18 protein-coding genes are annotated in these 17,517 nt (G+C 37.2%); 15 read left to right on the top strand and 3 right to left on the bottom strand.

Going from position 1 to position 17,517, the window contains the following annotated elements; translation table 11 throughout:
- Positions 1-196: 196 nt before the first annotated feature.
- From H4J56_RS06550 to H4J56_RS06510, 10 genes are all read left to right on the top strand, one after another.
- Entirely contained in the window at positions 197-1,423 is a 1,227-nt protein-coding gene (locus tag H4J56_RS06550; RefSeq protein ID WP_182259046.1) for an ectonucleotide pyrophosphatase/phosphodiesterase, read from the top strand.
- Between the two features lie 246 nt (positions 1,424-1,669).
- Complete coding sequence (locus tag H4J56_RS06545) at positions 1,670-2,518, top strand: alpha/beta hydrolase (protein ID WP_231907455.1); 849 nt, start codon at positions 1,670-1,672, stop codon at positions 2,516-2,518.
- A gap of 178 nt (positions 2,519-2,696) precedes the next feature.
- Positions 2,697-3,059 (top strand): DUF413 domain-containing protein, encoded by a 363-nt coding sequence (locus tag H4J56_RS06540; protein WP_182222532.1) that lies wholly within the window; start codon positions 2,697-2,699, stop codon positions 3,057-3,059.
- Positions 3,060-3,351: 292 nt separating this feature from the next.
- Positions 3,352-4,326, top strand: coding sequence for a tRNA dihydrouridine(20/20a) synthase DusA (dusA, locus tag H4J56_RS06535; protein ID WP_182259045.1), 975 nt, complete (start codon positions 3,352-3,354; stop codon positions 4,324-4,326).
- A 276-nt stretch (positions 4,327-4,602) separates the two neighbouring features.
- Positions 4,603-4,881 (top strand): hypothetical protein, encoded by a 279-nt coding sequence (locus H4J56_RS06530; RefSeq protein WP_182259044.1) that lies wholly within the window; start codon positions 4,603-4,605, stop codon positions 4,879-4,881.
- Between the two features lie 10 nt (positions 4,882-4,891).
- Positions 4,892-5,023, top strand: coding sequence for a hypothetical protein (locus H4J56_RS19645; RefSeq protein WP_259364605.1), 132 nt, complete (start codon positions 4,892-4,894; stop codon positions 5,021-5,023).
- A 109-nt stretch (positions 5,024-5,132) separates the two neighbouring features.
- Entirely contained in the window at positions 5,133-6,020 is an 888-nt protein-coding gene (locus H4J56_RS06525) for a sulfurtransferase (protein ID WP_182259043.1), read from the top strand.
- A gap of 292 nt (positions 6,021-6,312) precedes the next feature.
- On the top strand, positions 6,313-6,975 hold the full coding sequence (pspA, locus tag H4J56_RS06520) for a phage shock protein PspA (protein ID WP_182259042.1): 663 nt from the start codon (positions 6,313-6,315) through the stop codon (positions 6,973-6,975).
- A 147-nt stretch (positions 6,976-7,122) separates the two neighbouring features.
- Entirely contained in the window at positions 7,123-7,335 is a 213-nt protein-coding gene (locus H4J56_RS06515; RefSeq protein ID WP_182214733.1) for a PspC domain-containing protein, read from the top strand.
- A gap of 82 nt (positions 7,336-7,417) precedes the next feature.
- A complete protein-coding gene (locus tag H4J56_RS06510) occupies positions 7,418-7,753 on the top strand; it encodes a hypothetical protein (protein ID WP_070374956.1) in 336 nt (111 codons plus the stop codon).
- A gap of 54 nt (positions 7,754-7,807) precedes the next feature.
- Here H4J56_RS06510 and H4J56_RS06505 read toward each other — a convergent pair whose 3' ends face one another.
- On the bottom strand, positions 7,808-8,542 hold the full coding sequence (locus H4J56_RS06505; RefSeq protein ID WP_182259041.1) for an enoyl-CoA hydratase/isomerase family protein: 735 nt from the start codon (positions 8,540-8,542) through the stop codon (positions 7,808-7,810).
- Between the two features lie 70 nt (positions 8,543-8,612).
- Here H4J56_RS06505 and H4J56_RS06500 point away from each other — a divergent pair, with 70 nt between their 5' ends.
- The 5 genes from H4J56_RS06500 (at position 8,613) to H4J56_RS06480 (ending at position 15,984) form a co-directional block, all read left to right on the top strand.
- Positions 8,613-9,092, top strand: coding sequence for a copper chaperone PCu(A)C (locus H4J56_RS06500; protein ID WP_182214730.1), 480 nt, complete (start codon positions 8,613-8,615; stop codon positions 9,090-9,092).
- A 9-nt stretch (positions 9,093-9,101) separates the two neighbouring features.
- Positions 9,102-10,094, top strand: a complete 993-nt coding sequence (locus H4J56_RS06495; RefSeq protein WP_182214728.1) for a DUF2333 family protein — start codon at positions 9,102-9,104, stop codon at positions 10,092-10,094.
- Positions 10,095-10,107: 13 nt separating this feature from the next.
- Positions 10,108-10,866, top strand: a complete 759-nt coding sequence (locus H4J56_RS06490; protein WP_182259040.1) for a TIGR04219 family outer membrane beta-barrel protein — start codon at positions 10,108-10,110, stop codon at positions 10,864-10,866.
- Between the two features lie 448 nt (positions 10,867-11,314).
- Complete coding sequence (locus tag H4J56_RS06485) at positions 11,315-15,292, top strand: rhombosortase-dependent M36 family metallopeptidase (RefSeq protein WP_182259039.1); 3,978 nt, start codon at positions 11,315-11,317, stop codon at positions 15,290-15,292.
- Positions 15,293-15,411: 119 nt separating this feature from the next.
- Positions 15,412-15,984, top strand: a complete 573-nt coding sequence (locus H4J56_RS06480; protein ID WP_182259038.1) for a hypothetical protein — start codon at positions 15,412-15,414, stop codon at positions 15,982-15,984.
- A 36-nt stretch (positions 15,985-16,020) separates the two neighbouring features.
- On the opposite strand, the gene hslO is transcribed toward H4J56_RS06480, so the two are convergent.
- Both hslO and hslR read right to left on the bottom strand, forming a co-directional pair.
- Complete coding sequence (gene hslO, locus H4J56_RS06475) at positions 16,021-16,884, bottom strand: Hsp33 family molecular chaperone HslO (protein WP_182259037.1); 864 nt, start codon at positions 16,882-16,884, stop codon at positions 16,021-16,023.
- A 2-nt stretch (positions 16,885-16,886) separates the two neighbouring features.
- Positions 16,887-17,294, bottom strand: a complete 408-nt coding sequence (gene hslR, locus H4J56_RS06470) for a ribosome-associated heat shock protein Hsp15 (RefSeq protein WP_070374949.1) — start codon at positions 17,292-17,294, stop codon at positions 16,887-16,889.
- Between the last annotated feature and the right edge of the window lie 223 nt (positions 17,295-17,517).

Here is a 17,517-nt window from a genome sequence, read left to right as displayed (position 1 = left end):
GAGCGCTCAATTATAAAAAGGCATCAGCACAAAATATATAATTATTATGCTGATGTTTAATTGAAGCGATTGTCTTATTTACGCCCCGCGTTGAGTCAATAAATACTCGTCTTAAGATAAAGCAATAACGATTTTATGTTAGTAAAAAAACAATGCTAGAAAGCCCTTAAACACTAATTATTGATGAGAAATTACCGTGAATAAATTATTTATAATAGGCATGTTATTTGCCTTAAATGCATGCACATCAGAATCAAAAAATTCACTAGGTATAGCATCCAATCCTAATCCTAAACCTTATGTGTTGTTAATTTCACTGGATGGTTTTAGGTGGGATTATGTTGATAAATATCAGCCTACATTCTTGTCTCAATTTGCTAAAGAGTCTGCTCATTTAACATCATTACGTCCTACTTTCCCGACAAAAACCTTTCCTAACCATTTGAGTATTGTTACGGGGTCATACCCTGAGAATCATGGCATAGTGTCTAACCGTTTCTATGCTCGCGATTTAAATAAAACCTACAGCATAAGAGACTCGGAAGCGGTGACCAATCCCGACTTTTATTTACGTAAACCCTTGTGGATTATTGCGGAAGAACAAAATATGCGTACCGCTAACTATTTTTGGCCAAGCTCCGAAGCCGCTATTGCGGGTATTTATCCGTCTCATTTTAAAAAATATGATCACAACGCCTCACATCAAGAACGCATAGATGGTGTATTAAATTGGTATCAGCTTCCTTCAAGCGAACGGCCGCAATTAATAACCACTTATTTTCATGATATAGACAGTGCAGGGCATGGTTTTGGTCAAGATTCACCTGAGCTTATTGCCGCTATTAACCGTGTAGATAGCACCATTCGTGAAATGGTTGAAAAAGTACGAGCGTTAGATTTTGAAGTAAATATTATTATTGTCTCTGATCATGGTATGGCTGATTATCCTGCTAAAAATTATGAATATTTACCTAATTGGTTAAATGATGAATATAAAGTTTTGGCAACCAACCCTATTACACTTATATACGATGAGGGTAAGTCTACCCGCACATTAGCTCAAACTGTTGCACAATTAAATCAACAAGCTAAGCATTATAAATGTTATCAATACCAAGATATTCCAGCAAAATTTAACGCCTCAAAATCAAGTCGTATCGGTGATATAGCTTGTTTAACCGATAACGATTGGTCAATAGGTTTTACCGGAAAAACCAGTAAAGGAAATCATGGCTGGAGTCAGTTTGACACTACGGACATGGATGGAATATTCTATGCACAAGGGCCCGCATTTAAAAAAGCATATCAGTTAGATACAGCGGAAAACATAAATATTATGCCATTAATTGCAGACATTTTAGGCCTGGAAATCACCACACCAATTGATGGTAAATTAGCGATTATGAAACCGTTACTTAAATAAATATTATGCCAATAAGAATAGCAGACATTTTAGGCCTAGAAATCACCACACCAATTGATGGTAAATTAGCGATTATGAAACCGTTACTTAAATAAATATTTGCCAATAAGAGTTGCACACTAAAAGTAATACACCGGTGATTTATTCGCAGGAGTATTGCTTTACTTATCCTTAAGGTTTTACAAATAACTCGTTATGGTTAGGTAAACATAACGACTTGTCATTGAGTAAAGAAAGAGAGTTCACTTGAAACTAGTAATATATAGTTTAACGCTGCTATTAATATTGACCAGCCAGCTATCAATGGCTTTTGCCACTACGCCTTTTCAAATACCAAGAAGTAAAGTCGTTGAAATTAAAGATCCCGACAGTCAACGTGTTTACCCATTATTTATAAAGTTACCTAAATCTTATGCTAAAAATGATGATAAAACTTATCCCGTTATTTACTTAACCGATGCTTGGTATACTTTTCAGATTGTTTCTGGGGCAACCCGTTATCCAATGAATGCACAAAAAATGAAAGAAGCTATTATCGTTGGAATTTCATATGCTAAAGGGTCGAAGCGAGATGCTAGCAGAGTGCGAGACTATACCCCAACAATCAATAAATCCTGGCAACAAACAACAGGTGGTGCTCAACAGCATATGGCGTTTATCGAAGCTAGTGTTATCAATTATATCGATAAAAATTATCGAACGGATCGACAAGATAGAACCTTTGTCGGTAACTCGCTTGGCGGATTATTTGGTACATATATATTATTAACTAAACCGACATTATTTAATCATTACATACTCGGTAGTCCTTCTTATTGGTTTGATAATAAGGTTATTTTTACATTAGAAGAGGCGCATCGAAAGCGGCAGTTAACCATTAATGCTAATATTTTTATTGCTATTGGCGAGCGTGAATCAAAAGCATTAGACAGCAGCCATGACATGGTCAAAGATGCTGAAAATTTTTATGAAAAAATACTTAATTGGCAGCAAACTCATGTAAAAGCAAAAATTGTTATTATCCCAGAAGCCAATCATCAAACCGCTTTTCCTACGACGGTCATTCAAGGACTACATTGGATTTACAAAATATAACCTCATGCTAGTTTTGTATTTTTAGCCTAAAAAAAAGTCAAAAATAGTGTATATAATGGTAAATAATATACATTAAGTAAAATATTCTAATTAACGTTAAAAAAATAATTGCCAATTAATCGATATTGAGTTAAAAATGCGATTATCAGTGTATTTATATTTTAGTAGAGTTTATAAAATGGCTAATTTAGCAATATCAGCAGAAAGTTTTAAGGTAAATAGAAATTTTTACGATGATAGAAATTATCCGCGCGGCATAAAGCGTTCCGGTGACTTTAACTTGGCCGAGGCCGAGGCATTAGAAAAATATGGCGTTGCATTAATGGCACTTTCTTTAGGAAGCCGTCTGCCTGTTACCGAAGAAGAGCAACATTTTGTTGAAGTTTGTCGTGGTAATGCTGCTGTAAGCAATACCATCGAGAAGGCTTGGTTAAAATATCAAAACATAATTTTAACACCCAAGCAATTCCACACCTTATTTGGTCGAACTAAAGTTGAAACAGACGACGAACTTGAGTCAGATCCTGACGACCTAGATTAACCTTTTCTTGTTAATCTATTAGGCTATTTATGCAAGATACTTGCTATAACTTAGCCCCGATTTAGGTTCAAATTGACTAGGCGTTAATTCGCCAAATTATTAAGTGATGTTATTTAAAATTCACCCATCTTTATACCATAAAAATAGCTGAAAGCTATCGAGGCTTTCGGTGCTGTCACTTGGCATTATTTCTTTTGTTTAACATCGCTAAAGCCTTTATAATCAGCGAAATTTTCTGTTGTTGTTTCCAACAGCTACATTCGCTTTAAACTTAAAGGTTTTTTATAACTTTATGATTTCACATAAACTTTCCGTTGCACCCATGCTCGATTGGACTGATCGCCATTGCCGTTACTTCTATCGTGTTATGTCAAAGCACACCGTGCTATACACCGAAATGGTGACTACTGGCGCAATTATATTTGGTAAAGGTGATTATTTATCCTTTAACAAAGAAGAGCACCCTGTTGTACTGCAACTGGGGGGAAGTGATGTTAAAGCCATGACAGAGTGTGCAAAAATGGCTGGGCAGTATGGTTATGATGAAATTAACATTAATGTTGGCTGCCCATCTGATCGTGTCCAAAATGGTCGTTTTGGTGCTTGCTTAATGGCTGAACCTTCTTTGGTAGCTGACTGTGTCAATGAGATGCAAGCGGCAGCCAATATTCCGGTTACTGTTAAATCGCGTATCGGTATCGATGACCATGACAGTTATGAGTTTTTACATAATTTTGTTGATGTGGTCTCTCAGGCTGACTGTAAACATTTTATTATTCATGCACGTAAAGCTTGGTTAAGCGGTTTAAGCCCTAAGCAAAATAGGGAAGTTCCGCCCCTTGATTATGGTCGTGTTTATCAAATCAAAAAAGACTTTCCACAGTTACAAATTTCAATTAATGGCGGTATTAAAACCTATGATGAAGCCAATGAGCATTTAGCTCATATTGATGGTGTGATGATAGGCCGTGAAATTTATCAAAACCCTTACATGTTAGTTGAAGCAGATAACGCGATTTATCAAACAAACACGGATATTCTTTCTCGAGAGCAAATTGTTGCCGAGATGGCGCGCTATATTGATATTCATATTGCCAACGGCGGGCGTGCTTGGCATGTTGTTCGCCATATGCTTGGACTCTGCAATGGTTTAGCGGGTGCTAGGCAGTTTCGTCGTTATTTAAGTGAGCAATGCAGTGGTAATGAAGTTACCAGCCAAGTTCTTTTTGATGCGTTCGCACAAGTGACCCTTCCTGCAGGCGAGTAATTTTCTGTTTTGTGTACCGATTTTGGGAAATTGTATCCCTAAATCGGAATACTATTTATTTTGCCGTTTAGCGATAAAGATAATGTTATCGCTATAATTATTAATAATTGGCTTTTTTGACCACTTTTCTTTTATTTAGTCTTAAACTTTATTTTTATGATAAAAGCATAGATTAATTAATCCTATAAAATTCAATTGCTTAATTTTTTTTTGATCTCTGGCACAACCTTTGTAATAGATATTACGACTTAACTATTATAAAACTTGGAGAACAACATGAAAACGTTATTGATCACCACATTAACTACCGCTTTATTATCTTTTAACAGTTTTGCAGACAACACTACAGACATCAAAACTATCGCTAATCTGATGGTTAAAACAGGCATTGAACAACTCAATACAAAATTAACGAGTAGCGTAAAAGATAAAGTTCAGCCAGATATCACGATGTCAGCTTTAGCCAACAACAAATATTCCCAAATTTTAGTGGCTAAGCTTAGTAACAAAAAGGGTACTCAACAAAAGAATACCGTTCAAGCAGCGGATGAGTAAGGAATTGATTATGCCGAGCTTAGAGCTAATTTTTACGTTATTGATGTTACCTGCTGTATTTTTATTGGCAGCGTCTTTAGTGGTAAGCCTAGTAGAAAATAACCGTGAACAATCATCAGCCGAAAAACAAGCCGCAAGCTAAACGCAGGGAATTTGTTGTACCCTGCCAATTTATATTGTTTTTTCGACTGTACAACTATCGATTTATTCGTTATTTTTTAAGCCTTATTCAAAAATGAATGACGCTAACTATGCCTTCGACTTTTCAGCAAATAATATCGTGCCGTCAGCTGCATGATTTGCTTTTTTCTACACTCCATTTAACCGGAGACTCTGCAAAACCATTATCAAATATAATACTGCTTGATGCGAGTATCCCACCCGTTGGTAATATGCGCTCGCCAGAAAAACAATGGCCAGACTTTACGTTGCCTTATGCCAAGCGATTCGATTTAAATAAAAACTTTTCTGATTTATCAAATCCACTTCCCCACACTATGCCAAGTGCTGAACATTTTCAGCAGCAAGCGCGTGCGTTAGGGGTAATGACAGACAGTCAAATTGTTGTTTACGATGACCAAGGCTTATTTTCTGCAGCGCGTGCTTGGTATATGTTTAGAGCAATGGGACATGAAAATGTTGCCGTACTTGATGGCGGCTTACCCGCTTGGTTGGCATCAGGGTATCGTGTTTCATCAGCGACATCTTCCGTTACTAGCCGTGGTAACTTTATCGCTACATTTTGTAAAAAATACTTTTATAGCAGCCAAAATATAGAACGTAACCTTAACTCTCAAGAACACCTTATTGTTGATGCTAGGGCTAAAGAACGCTTTGAGGGCAAAGTTGCTGAGCCACGCGAAGGTATTCGTAGCGGTCATATACCCTCTTCTGTGAATTTACCCTTTAGTGATTTATCGCATGATGGCTGCTTGCTCGCCAAAAATATTTTAAAAGAAAAATTTAACGCTATTAATAGCGAAAATAAACCAATGGTGATGAGCTGTGGCTCTGGGGTAACCGCCTGTGTTTTAGCGTTAACCGCCGAAATGTGCGGTTATAAGCACGTAAAAGTTTATGACGGCTCATGGAGTGAGTGGGGCGCAGGTGATTATTTTCCGGTAGTGGTTACTCAATAATCCAACGCTCATTTTAATAAAATTCCACCATGTTATGGGTATAGTCAAATTAACTAATTAATTTGTGAATTTGACTATATTTTCGTCTGACATATTATGTCCTCTTTCTTTCTGTAATCGATGTCTTTATAAAATCCCTTAATAAACAGTAGTTTAATTTGTTTTGCTGAGTTGGCATGTCACTTGTAATAGAAAACACAGTAGCAAGTTAAGCATTAACATTTTGGTTAATACTTAATGAGTCATTAAATTAAAATACTAATAGCAGCGCATTTGCGCAGGAGAATGGATTATGGGCATGTTTTCACGTTTTACCGATATTATTAACGCTAACTTAAACAATATGTTAGATAAAGCTGAAGATCCTGAGAAAATGGTTAAATTGATCATTCAGGAAATGGAAGAAACCTTGGTTGAAGTACGCTCTACTGCAGCAAAAAATATAGCAGAAAAGAAAACCTTAATGCGTAAAATAGCATCACTAGAAGCTAGTATTAATAATTGGCAAGAAAAAGCCGCATTAGCCATTAATAAAGGGCGTGATGATCTTGCGAAGTCTGCGCTACATGAAAAGCAAAAATGTTCAGTACAAGTCAGTGAATTCCATGATGACTTAGCGCAGCTAGAGATTTTTTTGAGTGCAGTACAAGAAGACGGTCAACGTTTACAAGAAAAACTTCAAGAAGCTAAACGTAAGCAAGACGCTTTTGCATTACGCCAAGAGTCAGTTGAAGTACGTTTAAAAGTGCGTGAAAGAGCGATTGTCTACAACATAGATGAAGCCATTAATAAATTTGAACGCTACCAACAAAAAATTGACCGAGTAGAAGCTGAATTAGAGTCTTATGACTTTACCGAGAATAAAGATCTCGCCAGCCAGTTTCGTGATTTAGAAACAGATGAATCTATTGAACAAGAATTAACCGATTTAAAAAAGCAAGTTGTTAATGGCTAAGCGACAAAAAACTAGGGGGCATTACATGATACATCATAGTGGCTATTTCATAATGATCATGTGTCTTGCTCCCGTATTAACTTTTTTTGTTGGCGCAGGACTATTAACTTTTTTTACAAAACAGCGGTTAGAATTAAGGAATAAATGATGAGCTATCAACGTGAGTATTCAGTGAAAAAAACTTTAACAAAAGATGTTGCCCATAAAAAATTATCAGGCGTTTGTGCGGGCATCGCAAAATATTATGACTTACCAAGAATAGCTGTTCGTATTGCCGCTATTGCTGCTTTGCTTATATTTCCGTTAGCTAGCGGTGTTGCTTATGTGGTCGCGGCGATACTATTACCCACCAAGCATTAATGGGCAGTATTAACTTAAAGCGATAGCGAGTAAATAATATTTACCGATAGCTGTGCGTAAAACTAAGTAAGCAGGAGGAATTATGTCATTTTTTAAATCATTAACATTAGCAATTTTTGCAACCTTATTTTTAACCTATGCATTAGGAATAAGTTTTATAGAAATGTTTAATGTCGACCTTCATGTTGGTGATGAACTCATTGATCCTTTAAAAGCGATTAGTGTTTCAGCAATTATTATGGTTATTCTTGTCATGGTGGCATTTGCAATTGTTATGAGTGTGTTTGGTTCATTAATTTTTATCGGTATGATGATTTTTGGTGCGGCGGCCTTTGTGATGATTGGTATATTTTGGCCCGTTATTTTTATTGCTGTTGTTATTTGGTTAATGGCAGGGGACAAAAAACAAATCGCCTAAAGATGAAACCCCCGCAAATTTTGGCTGACTATTTCACCTTTAAGATTTATTTTTTTAAAAAAATTGCGCTAAAATATTTTTACATTGCTGCGTTTTTACTAAACGTTTAAATTCTTTAGCTTCGTTATCAATGACCTGTTGCATAGTCAATTGAGCATGTTGTTTCATCAATTTTCTACTGGTCATGACAGAATCATGAGGTAATTTAGCAATAGTATTAGCAATATCGCTAGCTATTTTTAGTAAATCTTCCGGGATGCATATTTGATTAATAAGACCGTAATCTAGTGCTTGTTCGGCAGTAAATTGCTTGCCAAGTACTAAAAGTTCAAACGCTTTGTTATGACCAATACGCAGGGGTAACAACAGGCTAGAGCCAGCTTCAGGTGATAGACCTAACTGAGTAAAGGGTAATTTAAATTTACTATTGTTTGCCGCTATGACCATGTCGCAATGTAACAACAAGGTAGTGCCAATACCTATTGCCGGGCCAGCAACTGCGGCAATAAGAGGTTTATCAAATATTGTCAGTGCTTGTACAAAATCTAATGCTACTAATTCATCATCTTGTGAGCATTGTAAAAAGTCATCCAAATCATTACCTGCACAAAAACAGTTTTCATCGCCTTGAATAAGTACACAGTGGATAGTTGAATTTTCGCTCGCATATTTTAGAGCAGCACATAAGTCGATATACATACTTTGATTAAGTGCATTTTTTTTATGTTTACGGTTAAGAGTCACGGTGAAAACATGATTGTTTTCTTGGCTAATAATTAAGTTATCCATTTTGCTCCAGCTTAGTTACAATGTTAAGGCAATAAAAATAATCTGTCTAAAAAAGGAAGTATAGCGAGAAATGAATAAAATATGTTTTATAGCCATTGTATTATCTTTTACGTTACTCAGTATCAATAGCGATGTTTTTGCTGTTGAACACGATAGTAATATTATTATTGACGGGCCTTATGTGAGAGCTAGCATACCTGGAACTAGTATCACTTCAGCTTATATGTCGATTGAAAATAAAAATGATGAGGCGCTAATTTTAACAGGAGTCAGTGGCTTGTTTTCCGATAGAATTGAAATTCATCAACACACCATGAGTGATGGTATGATGAAGATGCGTCAAGTTGAACAATTGACAATCGAAGGGAATAATAAAGTGGTATTGCAGCCTATGGGCTATCACTTAATGATATTTAACGTTAAAAAAGCCTTGTTACCTGAAGAGGAACTTTCATTAACATTGCACTTTAAGCAGCAAAAGGATCTTGTCGTAACCATTCCGGTGCGAAGTATTAAACAAGAAAACCCGGCTAAAAAACAACACCATTAGGAGCTCAACATGACGACTAATTTTTCAGGAAAAACTTTTGTCACCATTTTTTTTGCTATCATCCTCTCAGGCTATTTTCTCGGCGTTTATTGGAGCTTTGAACCTGAACAGCTTGATATTAGAGCTGAAGCAACGAAAGATGCAACGGCAGCTGGTATAAAACCTGTTGTCGGTTACACCACAACAACGGCACTTATTAGAGTAACCGAGACATTATTAAATAAACCTGGCGGTTATCTGTCAAATGATGCTTTGCCACCCTCAGTATTTTTAGACAATATCCCAGCTTGGGAGCTTGGTGCGCTTGAAATGTCGCGTGATATGGCGCTTGTTATGCGTCAGGAATTTAGCCGCTCTCAGTCACAATCGGTAGAAAATAAGCACTTAAAAGTTGCTCAGCCTCAATACAATATCGATCACAAAAGTTGGGCGATGCCAAGTGCAGAAAGTGAATACAATAAAGCAATTAACGAATTGTATGCCTATCGCAAAGCGTTAGGTGATGTTAACAGTCAAACAGCGCAATTTTATGCTCGCTCAGATAATTTACGTGACTGGATCCAAGAAGTGAATAAACGTTTAGGCAGCTACTCTCAACGATTAAGTGCAAGTGTTGGCCGTGAACAGTTAAATACCGACTTAGCTGGCGATAGCGTTGCCCAGCAATCAACATCTGCACAGTCAAGCGTTGTCTTAAAAACCAGCTGGTGGAAAATTGATAATGAATTTTATGAAGCACGTGGTGCGTGTTGGGCGTTACTTCACTTTTTACGCGCCGTAGAAATTGATTTTAATGATGTATTAGAGAAGAAAAATGCTAAAGTAAGCGTACAGCAAATTATTCGAGAATTAGAAGCAAGCCAAGAATCTATATGGAGTCCAATGATCCTTAATGGTGATGGCTTTGGTTTATTAGCTAATCATTCTTTAGTAATGGCAAATTATATTTCTCGTGCTAACGCAGCACTAATCGATTTAAATGACTTATTAAGTCAAGGATAATAAAGGGTTCAACATGAAAAAAACAGCATTAGCAGTACTTGTTACCGGGTTACTTTCAACATCAGCAATGGCTGATACTATTGCCGGACTTTATATTGGTGGCTCAATATGGAGTAATGAAGCAACAGGTACTTTTGGTGAACAAGCTGGCTTAGTTGATTTTAATTTAGAAGATAAAGAGCAAGGTTCATTTTATATCGCTCTAGAACATCCGATCCCTTTAATCCCCAATCTAATGATAGCCTCAACAACGTTAGATACTGATGGCGCAACAGTTTTGTCGCAGGATTTTGACTTTTCTGGTAAAACATTCGACGCTGGCACCGCTGTCGGTAGCACCTTCGATGTTAGTTATATTGACTATACGTTATATTATGAAATTTTTGATAACGGTCTTTTCTCTTTTGATATTGGTTTAACCGGTCGTGATTTTGATGGCGATATTACGGTTGCATCAGCTATTGGTGGTACATCAGTTGAAGGAACATTAGCCGTTACAGAAATCGTACCTATGCTTTATGTTTCAACGATTGTCGGCTTACCCGGCACGAGTTTTAATCTTTTTGCCAATGGTAATTTATTATCGATTGACGATCATACTATATACGACTACCAAGTCGGTTTGAGCTACGAGCTTATTGATAACTTAGCGGTTGATGTAAATTTAACACTTGGCTATAAAGCGGTTAAATTTGAACTTGAAGATTTAGATGACTTGTATACAAACATTGAATTTAAAGGTGCTTTTGCAGGTGTTGTTGTCCACTTTTAAGGCTTTAATTGGACCTGTTTCACAAAGCTGAACTTTTAAACTGATAAAGGCGCTAATTATAAAATTAGCGCCTTTTTTGTTGTGAAAAAAGAGTTTATGCCACTCATCTGTTAAATCCACTTAGTGACGTTATGGTAAATTTAGTATAAATAAGTTTCTACTATCCAATCAGTTACTTGCTAGAGATATTATAAATATATGTATTTATCCGTTATTATCCATTATTAAGCACGACGTTAACGTTTTTGTAACAAGTGGTTGCCTTATAAGCGTTTATTACTTTAACGTAACGTATGCTTTACTTTTTGTTTGTGTTTTTTAAGCTAAATGATTGCTTTATTGTTACATAAATGTAATAAATTACCGTAGAGCCTACGTTGTGGGTTAATAATAAAATGCTTCAGTACCCAAGTTGTGGGTTAATAATAAAAAATAGTTAGGGAATAGTATGAAATTTAATAAATCAATCATCGCCACATTTGTCGGTTCTGCACTAGCCACCACCGCACTAGGCGTGGTAGCTAATGACCGCATGCCAACTAAAAACTTTCCAATTGAGCAAGTTGTTGGCTCAAAATCAGGTACTAAAGTTGCAGCGTTAAATACACAGGTTGCCACGGCAAGTGGTATGCAAAACCAGTATGATGCAGAACTTGGTAAAACTACATTTCAGTGGGCAGGAAAAAATATTGCTGCTCCTGACTTAGGTGCTATTTCTGCAGAAAATCAGCTTGCTTTTGCTGCTGATTTTTATCTTAATAAATTAACGGGCAAATCAATAAAAAAATCTAAAATTTCTAAGCCTGTACTCGCTAATGTTCATGATTTAGGACGTGGCGCGAAAATAGCGAAATACAAACAAGAAATTGCTGGTGTTGAAGTATTCAATCGTGAATACAATATCATGATGGATGCTAAGTTTGGCTTAGTTGCTTCATCAGGTTATTTTGTTGATAAAACAGCGCCAGCGGCAATAAAAGATATGAGCTCAGCATTTGGTGACTCTGCTTTAGCTGTAAACTCAGCGTTCTCTGATATGGGTGGCGATGCGAACTCAGTTAAACTAGCGGCTAAAGATGCTAGTGGTAAATACCAAGAATTCTCAGTTACTAATTACGCCACTGATAAAGTTATCGTTGGTGAGCCAAGAACTAAAAAAGTCTTTTTTGAAGAGAAAGGTCAGCTTGTTGCTGCTCATTACGTAGAAATTGAAACTGCTGCCGTAGATTCTGTAGATTCAGAAACTTTCAGTTATGTGATTTCAGCAAATACAGGTAAAGTTTTATTTAAAAATAATCTAACTAGCCATGCAGCTGACTTTAATTACCGTGCTTATGCTGATGAAAATGCAAAACCTTGGGATAGCCCACACGGTAATGTTATGCCAGCTCCACAAGGTGCAGACATTTATGCTTACAGAACTTCAGAATACTTACCTGCTCCTTTAGTAACATTAAGCCATGGTCCAATAAGCACTATGGATCCATGGTTAGCCGATGACGCTACAGTAACTATGGGTAATAACGTATCGGCTTATGTTGATGTTATCGCGCCTAATGGTTTGAGTAACGGCGATTACATGGCAGAAGTCACCAGTACTAATACCTTTGATTACGAGTATGACATTGCTCAAAAAGAATATTCGGTGCATAACCGTAAAGCGGCTATTGTTAACCTGTTTTACATGAATAACTACTTACATGATGATTACTATGATCATGGTTTTGATGAAGTATCAGGTAATGCTCAGCTATCTAACTTCGAACGTGGTGGTGAAGAGGATGATGCTCTTGAGGTACAAGTTCAAGATTACTCAGGCTTTAATAATGCCAACATGTCTACACCAGCTGATGGTCGTTCTCCACAAATGCAAATGTATTTATGGGATGTTTCGGCACCAGTAAACGGTGTTGATCAGGGCGTTACAGTAACTACCCATGCTGACCTAGGTTTATTATCTCGCCTTGGTGCTCCTTTCTTTGGTCCTGAAGCTTTTGAAATCTCTGGTGATTTAGTACGTTATGTCGATGCAACTGCGCCAGTAAACGACGGTTGTGAAGCTCCAACAAACGGCACTGAATTAATGGGTAAAATTGCCGTTATTGACCGTGGGGCTTGTGGGTTTACCGTTAAGGTGGCTAATGCTCAAGCAGCAGGCGCTGTTGCCGTTATTATTGCCAACAACAAAGATGGTAATGCTGTTAATGGTATGGGCGGCACTGATGCCACGATTACTATTCCAAGCTTTATGATCACTCAAGATGAAGGGACAGAAATATACGCCTTGTTAGCGGCAGACGAAACTGTCTCTGTTGATATGTTCAAGAAAGAGTTACCTGCTAGATTTAAAGGTAGCGCATGGGACAACGGTATTGTGGCACACGAATGGGGTCACTATATTAGTAACCGTTTAGTGGGTAACAGTAACGGTTTAAGCAGTCAACAAGGGCGTGCTATGGGTGAGGGTTTTAGTGATTTCCATGCCTTATTACTATTGACTGAAGAAAAAGATGCCTTAATGGTAGGTAATGAAACACATGGTTTACCACATAGTGTAACTACTTATGTAGATAGTTATGTATTAGGTATTCGTCCATACCCTTATTCAACAAACGTAGAAATTAATCCATCTTCATTTGGTGATGTAGCTCTATACCCTGATCTAGTTCATTCTCCAGGCTCTGTATTTTCTAACATGCTGTGGGAATCTTACGTTGGTATGATCAACAGTGAGAGTCATACTTTTGCTGAAGCAAATAGTTTAATGAAAGACTACTTAATTGCTGGCTACAAAATGATGCCAATAGCACCAACATTTGTTGAAGCACGTGATGCAATATTAGCAGCAGCTTTTGCTAATGACCCTGCAGATCACAAAATAATACTTGCCGCATTTGCTAAGCGTGGCATGGGATTAGGCGCAGTTGCACCAAGTCGTTTTGATACACAGTTTAGCGGCGTAGTTGAGTCTGATAAAACTGAATTGTCAGCTTTCAATGTTAAAGGACAAGTATTAAATGCTAACTATCAGGGATTAACTTCTGGTTACTGTACTAGTGATAATGTGCTTGATAAAGGTGAAACAGGTACAGTTAGTTTTGTTATCGAAAACCGCGGTAGTGTTACTTATGAAAATATTGCAGCACAAGTCGAAGTCGTTGGCGACCAAGACATAACATTTGCTAACGATGGTATGATTACTTTTGCTAACTTAGGTGTTACCGGTTCATCAACCAGCGTACCACTTGAATTTACATTAAATGAAGTGGCAACTACTGATAGCATAGAGTTGAAAGTCACTTTCCCTGATCTTGATGAAAGTGTTGCTAGTGACTATTCATTTAGAACAACAGTTAACTATGATTTTGCTGATAGAGAATTAGTTGGAACGTCGCAATCTCAAGACATGAACACTATTTCTGCATTTAATGACTTTAAAGAAAACGTTATGATCGGTGGGGAGCAAGCTGTTGGTACTGGCGAGTTGCGTGCATGGGGCGGTGGTGATAACTACCTTTGGTTAAATAACAATGGTTATCCATCAGACGTTGCTTACGAAACTAAAGACATGCTTGTTGGCTTTGAAGCAACTGACTTCCAAATAACTTGGTATCAGTACTATGATCTTGAAGCAAATCCAGCAGATCCAGTAGATCCAGACCAAGACCCAACCGAACCTGCTGCACCATTAAATGGTTGGGATGGTGGTGTGGTAGAAGTTAGCATTAATGGTGATGAATGGATCGACGTAACTGAAGTTGGCGGTCGATTTGTTGTTGCTGGCTACACCGGTGTTATTATCGAAAATGCTGAATCAGCTCTTGCTGGACGTGCTGCCTTTACGGGGACTAATCAAGGTTATGAACGTGTAACCTTTGGCCAATCTTTAAACGGTAACCAAGTGAAATTCCGTTTCCGTATCGCTAGTGATACGAATACTGTTGCAGATGGTTGGTTAATTGACGATGTTACCGTTGATAGCATAACAACAAGTCTTTTCAGTGATGTAGTTGCAGGTGATAGTGTTGCTTGTGATAACCGTGCACCGATTGTAACAGCCGTTACTGATGTAGAGCGAATTGTTAGAGAAGGTATCTCTGTTAGCATGAGTGTTGAAGCTACAGATCCTAATGGTGATGCATTAACATACAGCTGGGAACAAACCTCTGGTCCAACAGTGACATTAGCGGGCTCAAACACAGCAGCTATATCTTTCACTTCTCCTAGTATTGAATCTGGTAGTGAAACACTAACATTTGTAGCAAGTGTTAATGATGGTACTGTCGATGCTACGCAGAGTTTCTCTGTAGTGGTTAATGATATGCCTAGTATGGTTCCAGCTAGGAAAGATTCTAGCGGTGGTTCAACTGGCTTATTAGCCTTCTTGCTATTACCTTTAGCGTTATTACGTCGCCGTAAAAAGTAAGTAGTAACAACAAGTAGTATCAACAAGTAAAAATAAAGCTGATTGGTCATTCAATCAGCTTTTTTTATAACTAAACGTTTATCACTTAATTATGACTGGAAATAAAAAAGGAAGTAAATATGCGTAACCTTAGTGTCATCGCCCTTAGTGTAACTTTTTTAATGGCTTGTTCAGATAAAAGAGAAGTCGTACAGCCACTAGAAAAAAAAACCAGCGATAAAGAAGCTGCTTCTTTAAAGCCAAACACATCAGATGCTACAACTAATGAAACACTTGCACGGGCCACTAGTAGCGGTTTAAGTGAAAGTAATGGAAGTTTAAAAAATAACAACGTTTTTAAAAAACTGACAAATTCAGAAAATAAATACTTAATGCTCAACGAACAGAAATTTGAATTACAAGCAGATAAGCTGACTAATGGCGCTAAAGTTGTTAATTTATTAATGTCAGAAACGGGCACGGTAAAGGGCACTTTTGTGGTTATCGTTAACAACTTAGCGAGCCTAACAAGCTATGAAAATACCGCAAATATTAATAAAATAGCTAAAAGTACCTATCGATTAACGCCAGGAGAGGGTGTCGATCTCTTAAGTTATTATAAATCACTTGTAGTAGCAAAACAGTTTGAGCGGGTAGAGATAGAAATAGATTACAGTGGTCAAGTGGGTCGCCCATTAGCAGAAGAGCGCTAAAAGGCGAACAGGTAGAATTAAGACGTTAAGTCTAAACTAGTGCTTGGGCTCATGAATAAAGTGTGCAAGTTTTGGTTCATCAAACTTATATGTTGTTAAACAATATTCACAAGTCATCGATACGCAACCTTGCTCTTCTATAATGCTTATCAATTCGCTTGGTGAAACTTGAGAAATAGCTGTTAAACATTTTTCCTCAGAACAACTGCATTGATAATTAACCGATTGAGGTTCAAATAAACGAACCTCTTCTTGATGATACAAGCGATACAATAAGTCTTCAGCGTCTAGCGAAAAAATCTCATCTGCTTTTATTGTATTGGTTAGTTGGCACAAGTGTCCGAAATCACTAAGCTGAGTTTCTTTGCTATCACTATCAGGAAGCAGTTGTATTAAGCTACCAGCAACTTGAGTATTATCAGCATTATTAAATAACCAAATTTTTGTGGGTATTTGTTCAGAAACTTCAAAGTAATGTGCTAAACAATCAGCTAAATTATCTTTATCTAGTGCAACAACTCCTTGGTAAGGTTCGCCTTTTTCAGGACGTATAGTAATAACCATCGTACCTTTACCTATTAGTTCTTTTAAACCTATACCAGCAGTTGGCTCAGCTAAACGAGCTATGCCACGCATATTTTGTTTATCGTCACCATTAACTGACATATAGCTAATGGGGCCATCGCCCTGTAATTGAACAGTAATTTCGCCCTCAAACTTTAAAGTAGCAGTAAGCAAGCAAGTGGCGGCAACTAATTCACCTAACAAGGCTTGCACGCCAGGAGGGTATTCATGCAAAGCGATAATTTCTTGATAAGCTTTAGTCAGTTGTACAAGCTCTCCACGAGCATGCTTACCATCAAATAAGTAGCGATTTAAAACATCAGTTTTAACAGTCACAGTTAGATCCTTTCTTTAAATTGTATTAATTGTCGACGTTGTTTCTTATCGGGTTTAGTATCACTAGCGGGGCTAAGTAAAGTGCCTTGTTTACGTGCTAAGGCATTTTTTTCACGAGTGGTAATACTGTTGGGTGTTTCTTGGTAAAGAGTTTGCGCAAAACTCGCATCTCGACGTTTATCTGCCAGCGCCACAACAATAATTTCTCGTTCTTCATAACTCTGGCGTAAGACAACTTTGTCTCCTAAAGCAACGACTTTACCCGACTTTGTTCGTTGACCATTATAGAACACTTTACCACCATCAATCATTTGTTTGGCAATGGCACGTGTTTTGTAAAAACGAGCAGCCCATAACCACTTATCGAGACGGGTTGAAGTGTTTTCAGTGAGAGGTGAATTATGTTTCATCTACTTACCATCTTCCTATAAATATATGTCGCGGCGAAAATATCATAATTGCTTATAATGTCTAGTCTTTTAACTAAGTGTATCGCTGAACTGGCAATATTAGTTTGCACATAACAGCACTAAATTGTTAATAAATATTTTAATCATCATCTTACCCTTGTTGATAATGTCTAGCTCAAGTACTATCACGGTATAATAATGAAAATTAATTTAAATTTCTATA

This window comes from Colwellia sp. BRX8-4, from assembly GCF_014077345.1.
GTDB lineage: Bacteria > Pseudomonadota > Gammaproteobacteria > Enterobacterales > Alteromonadaceae > Colwellia_A.
This window is presented reverse-complemented; position numbering and strand designations above follow the sequence as displayed.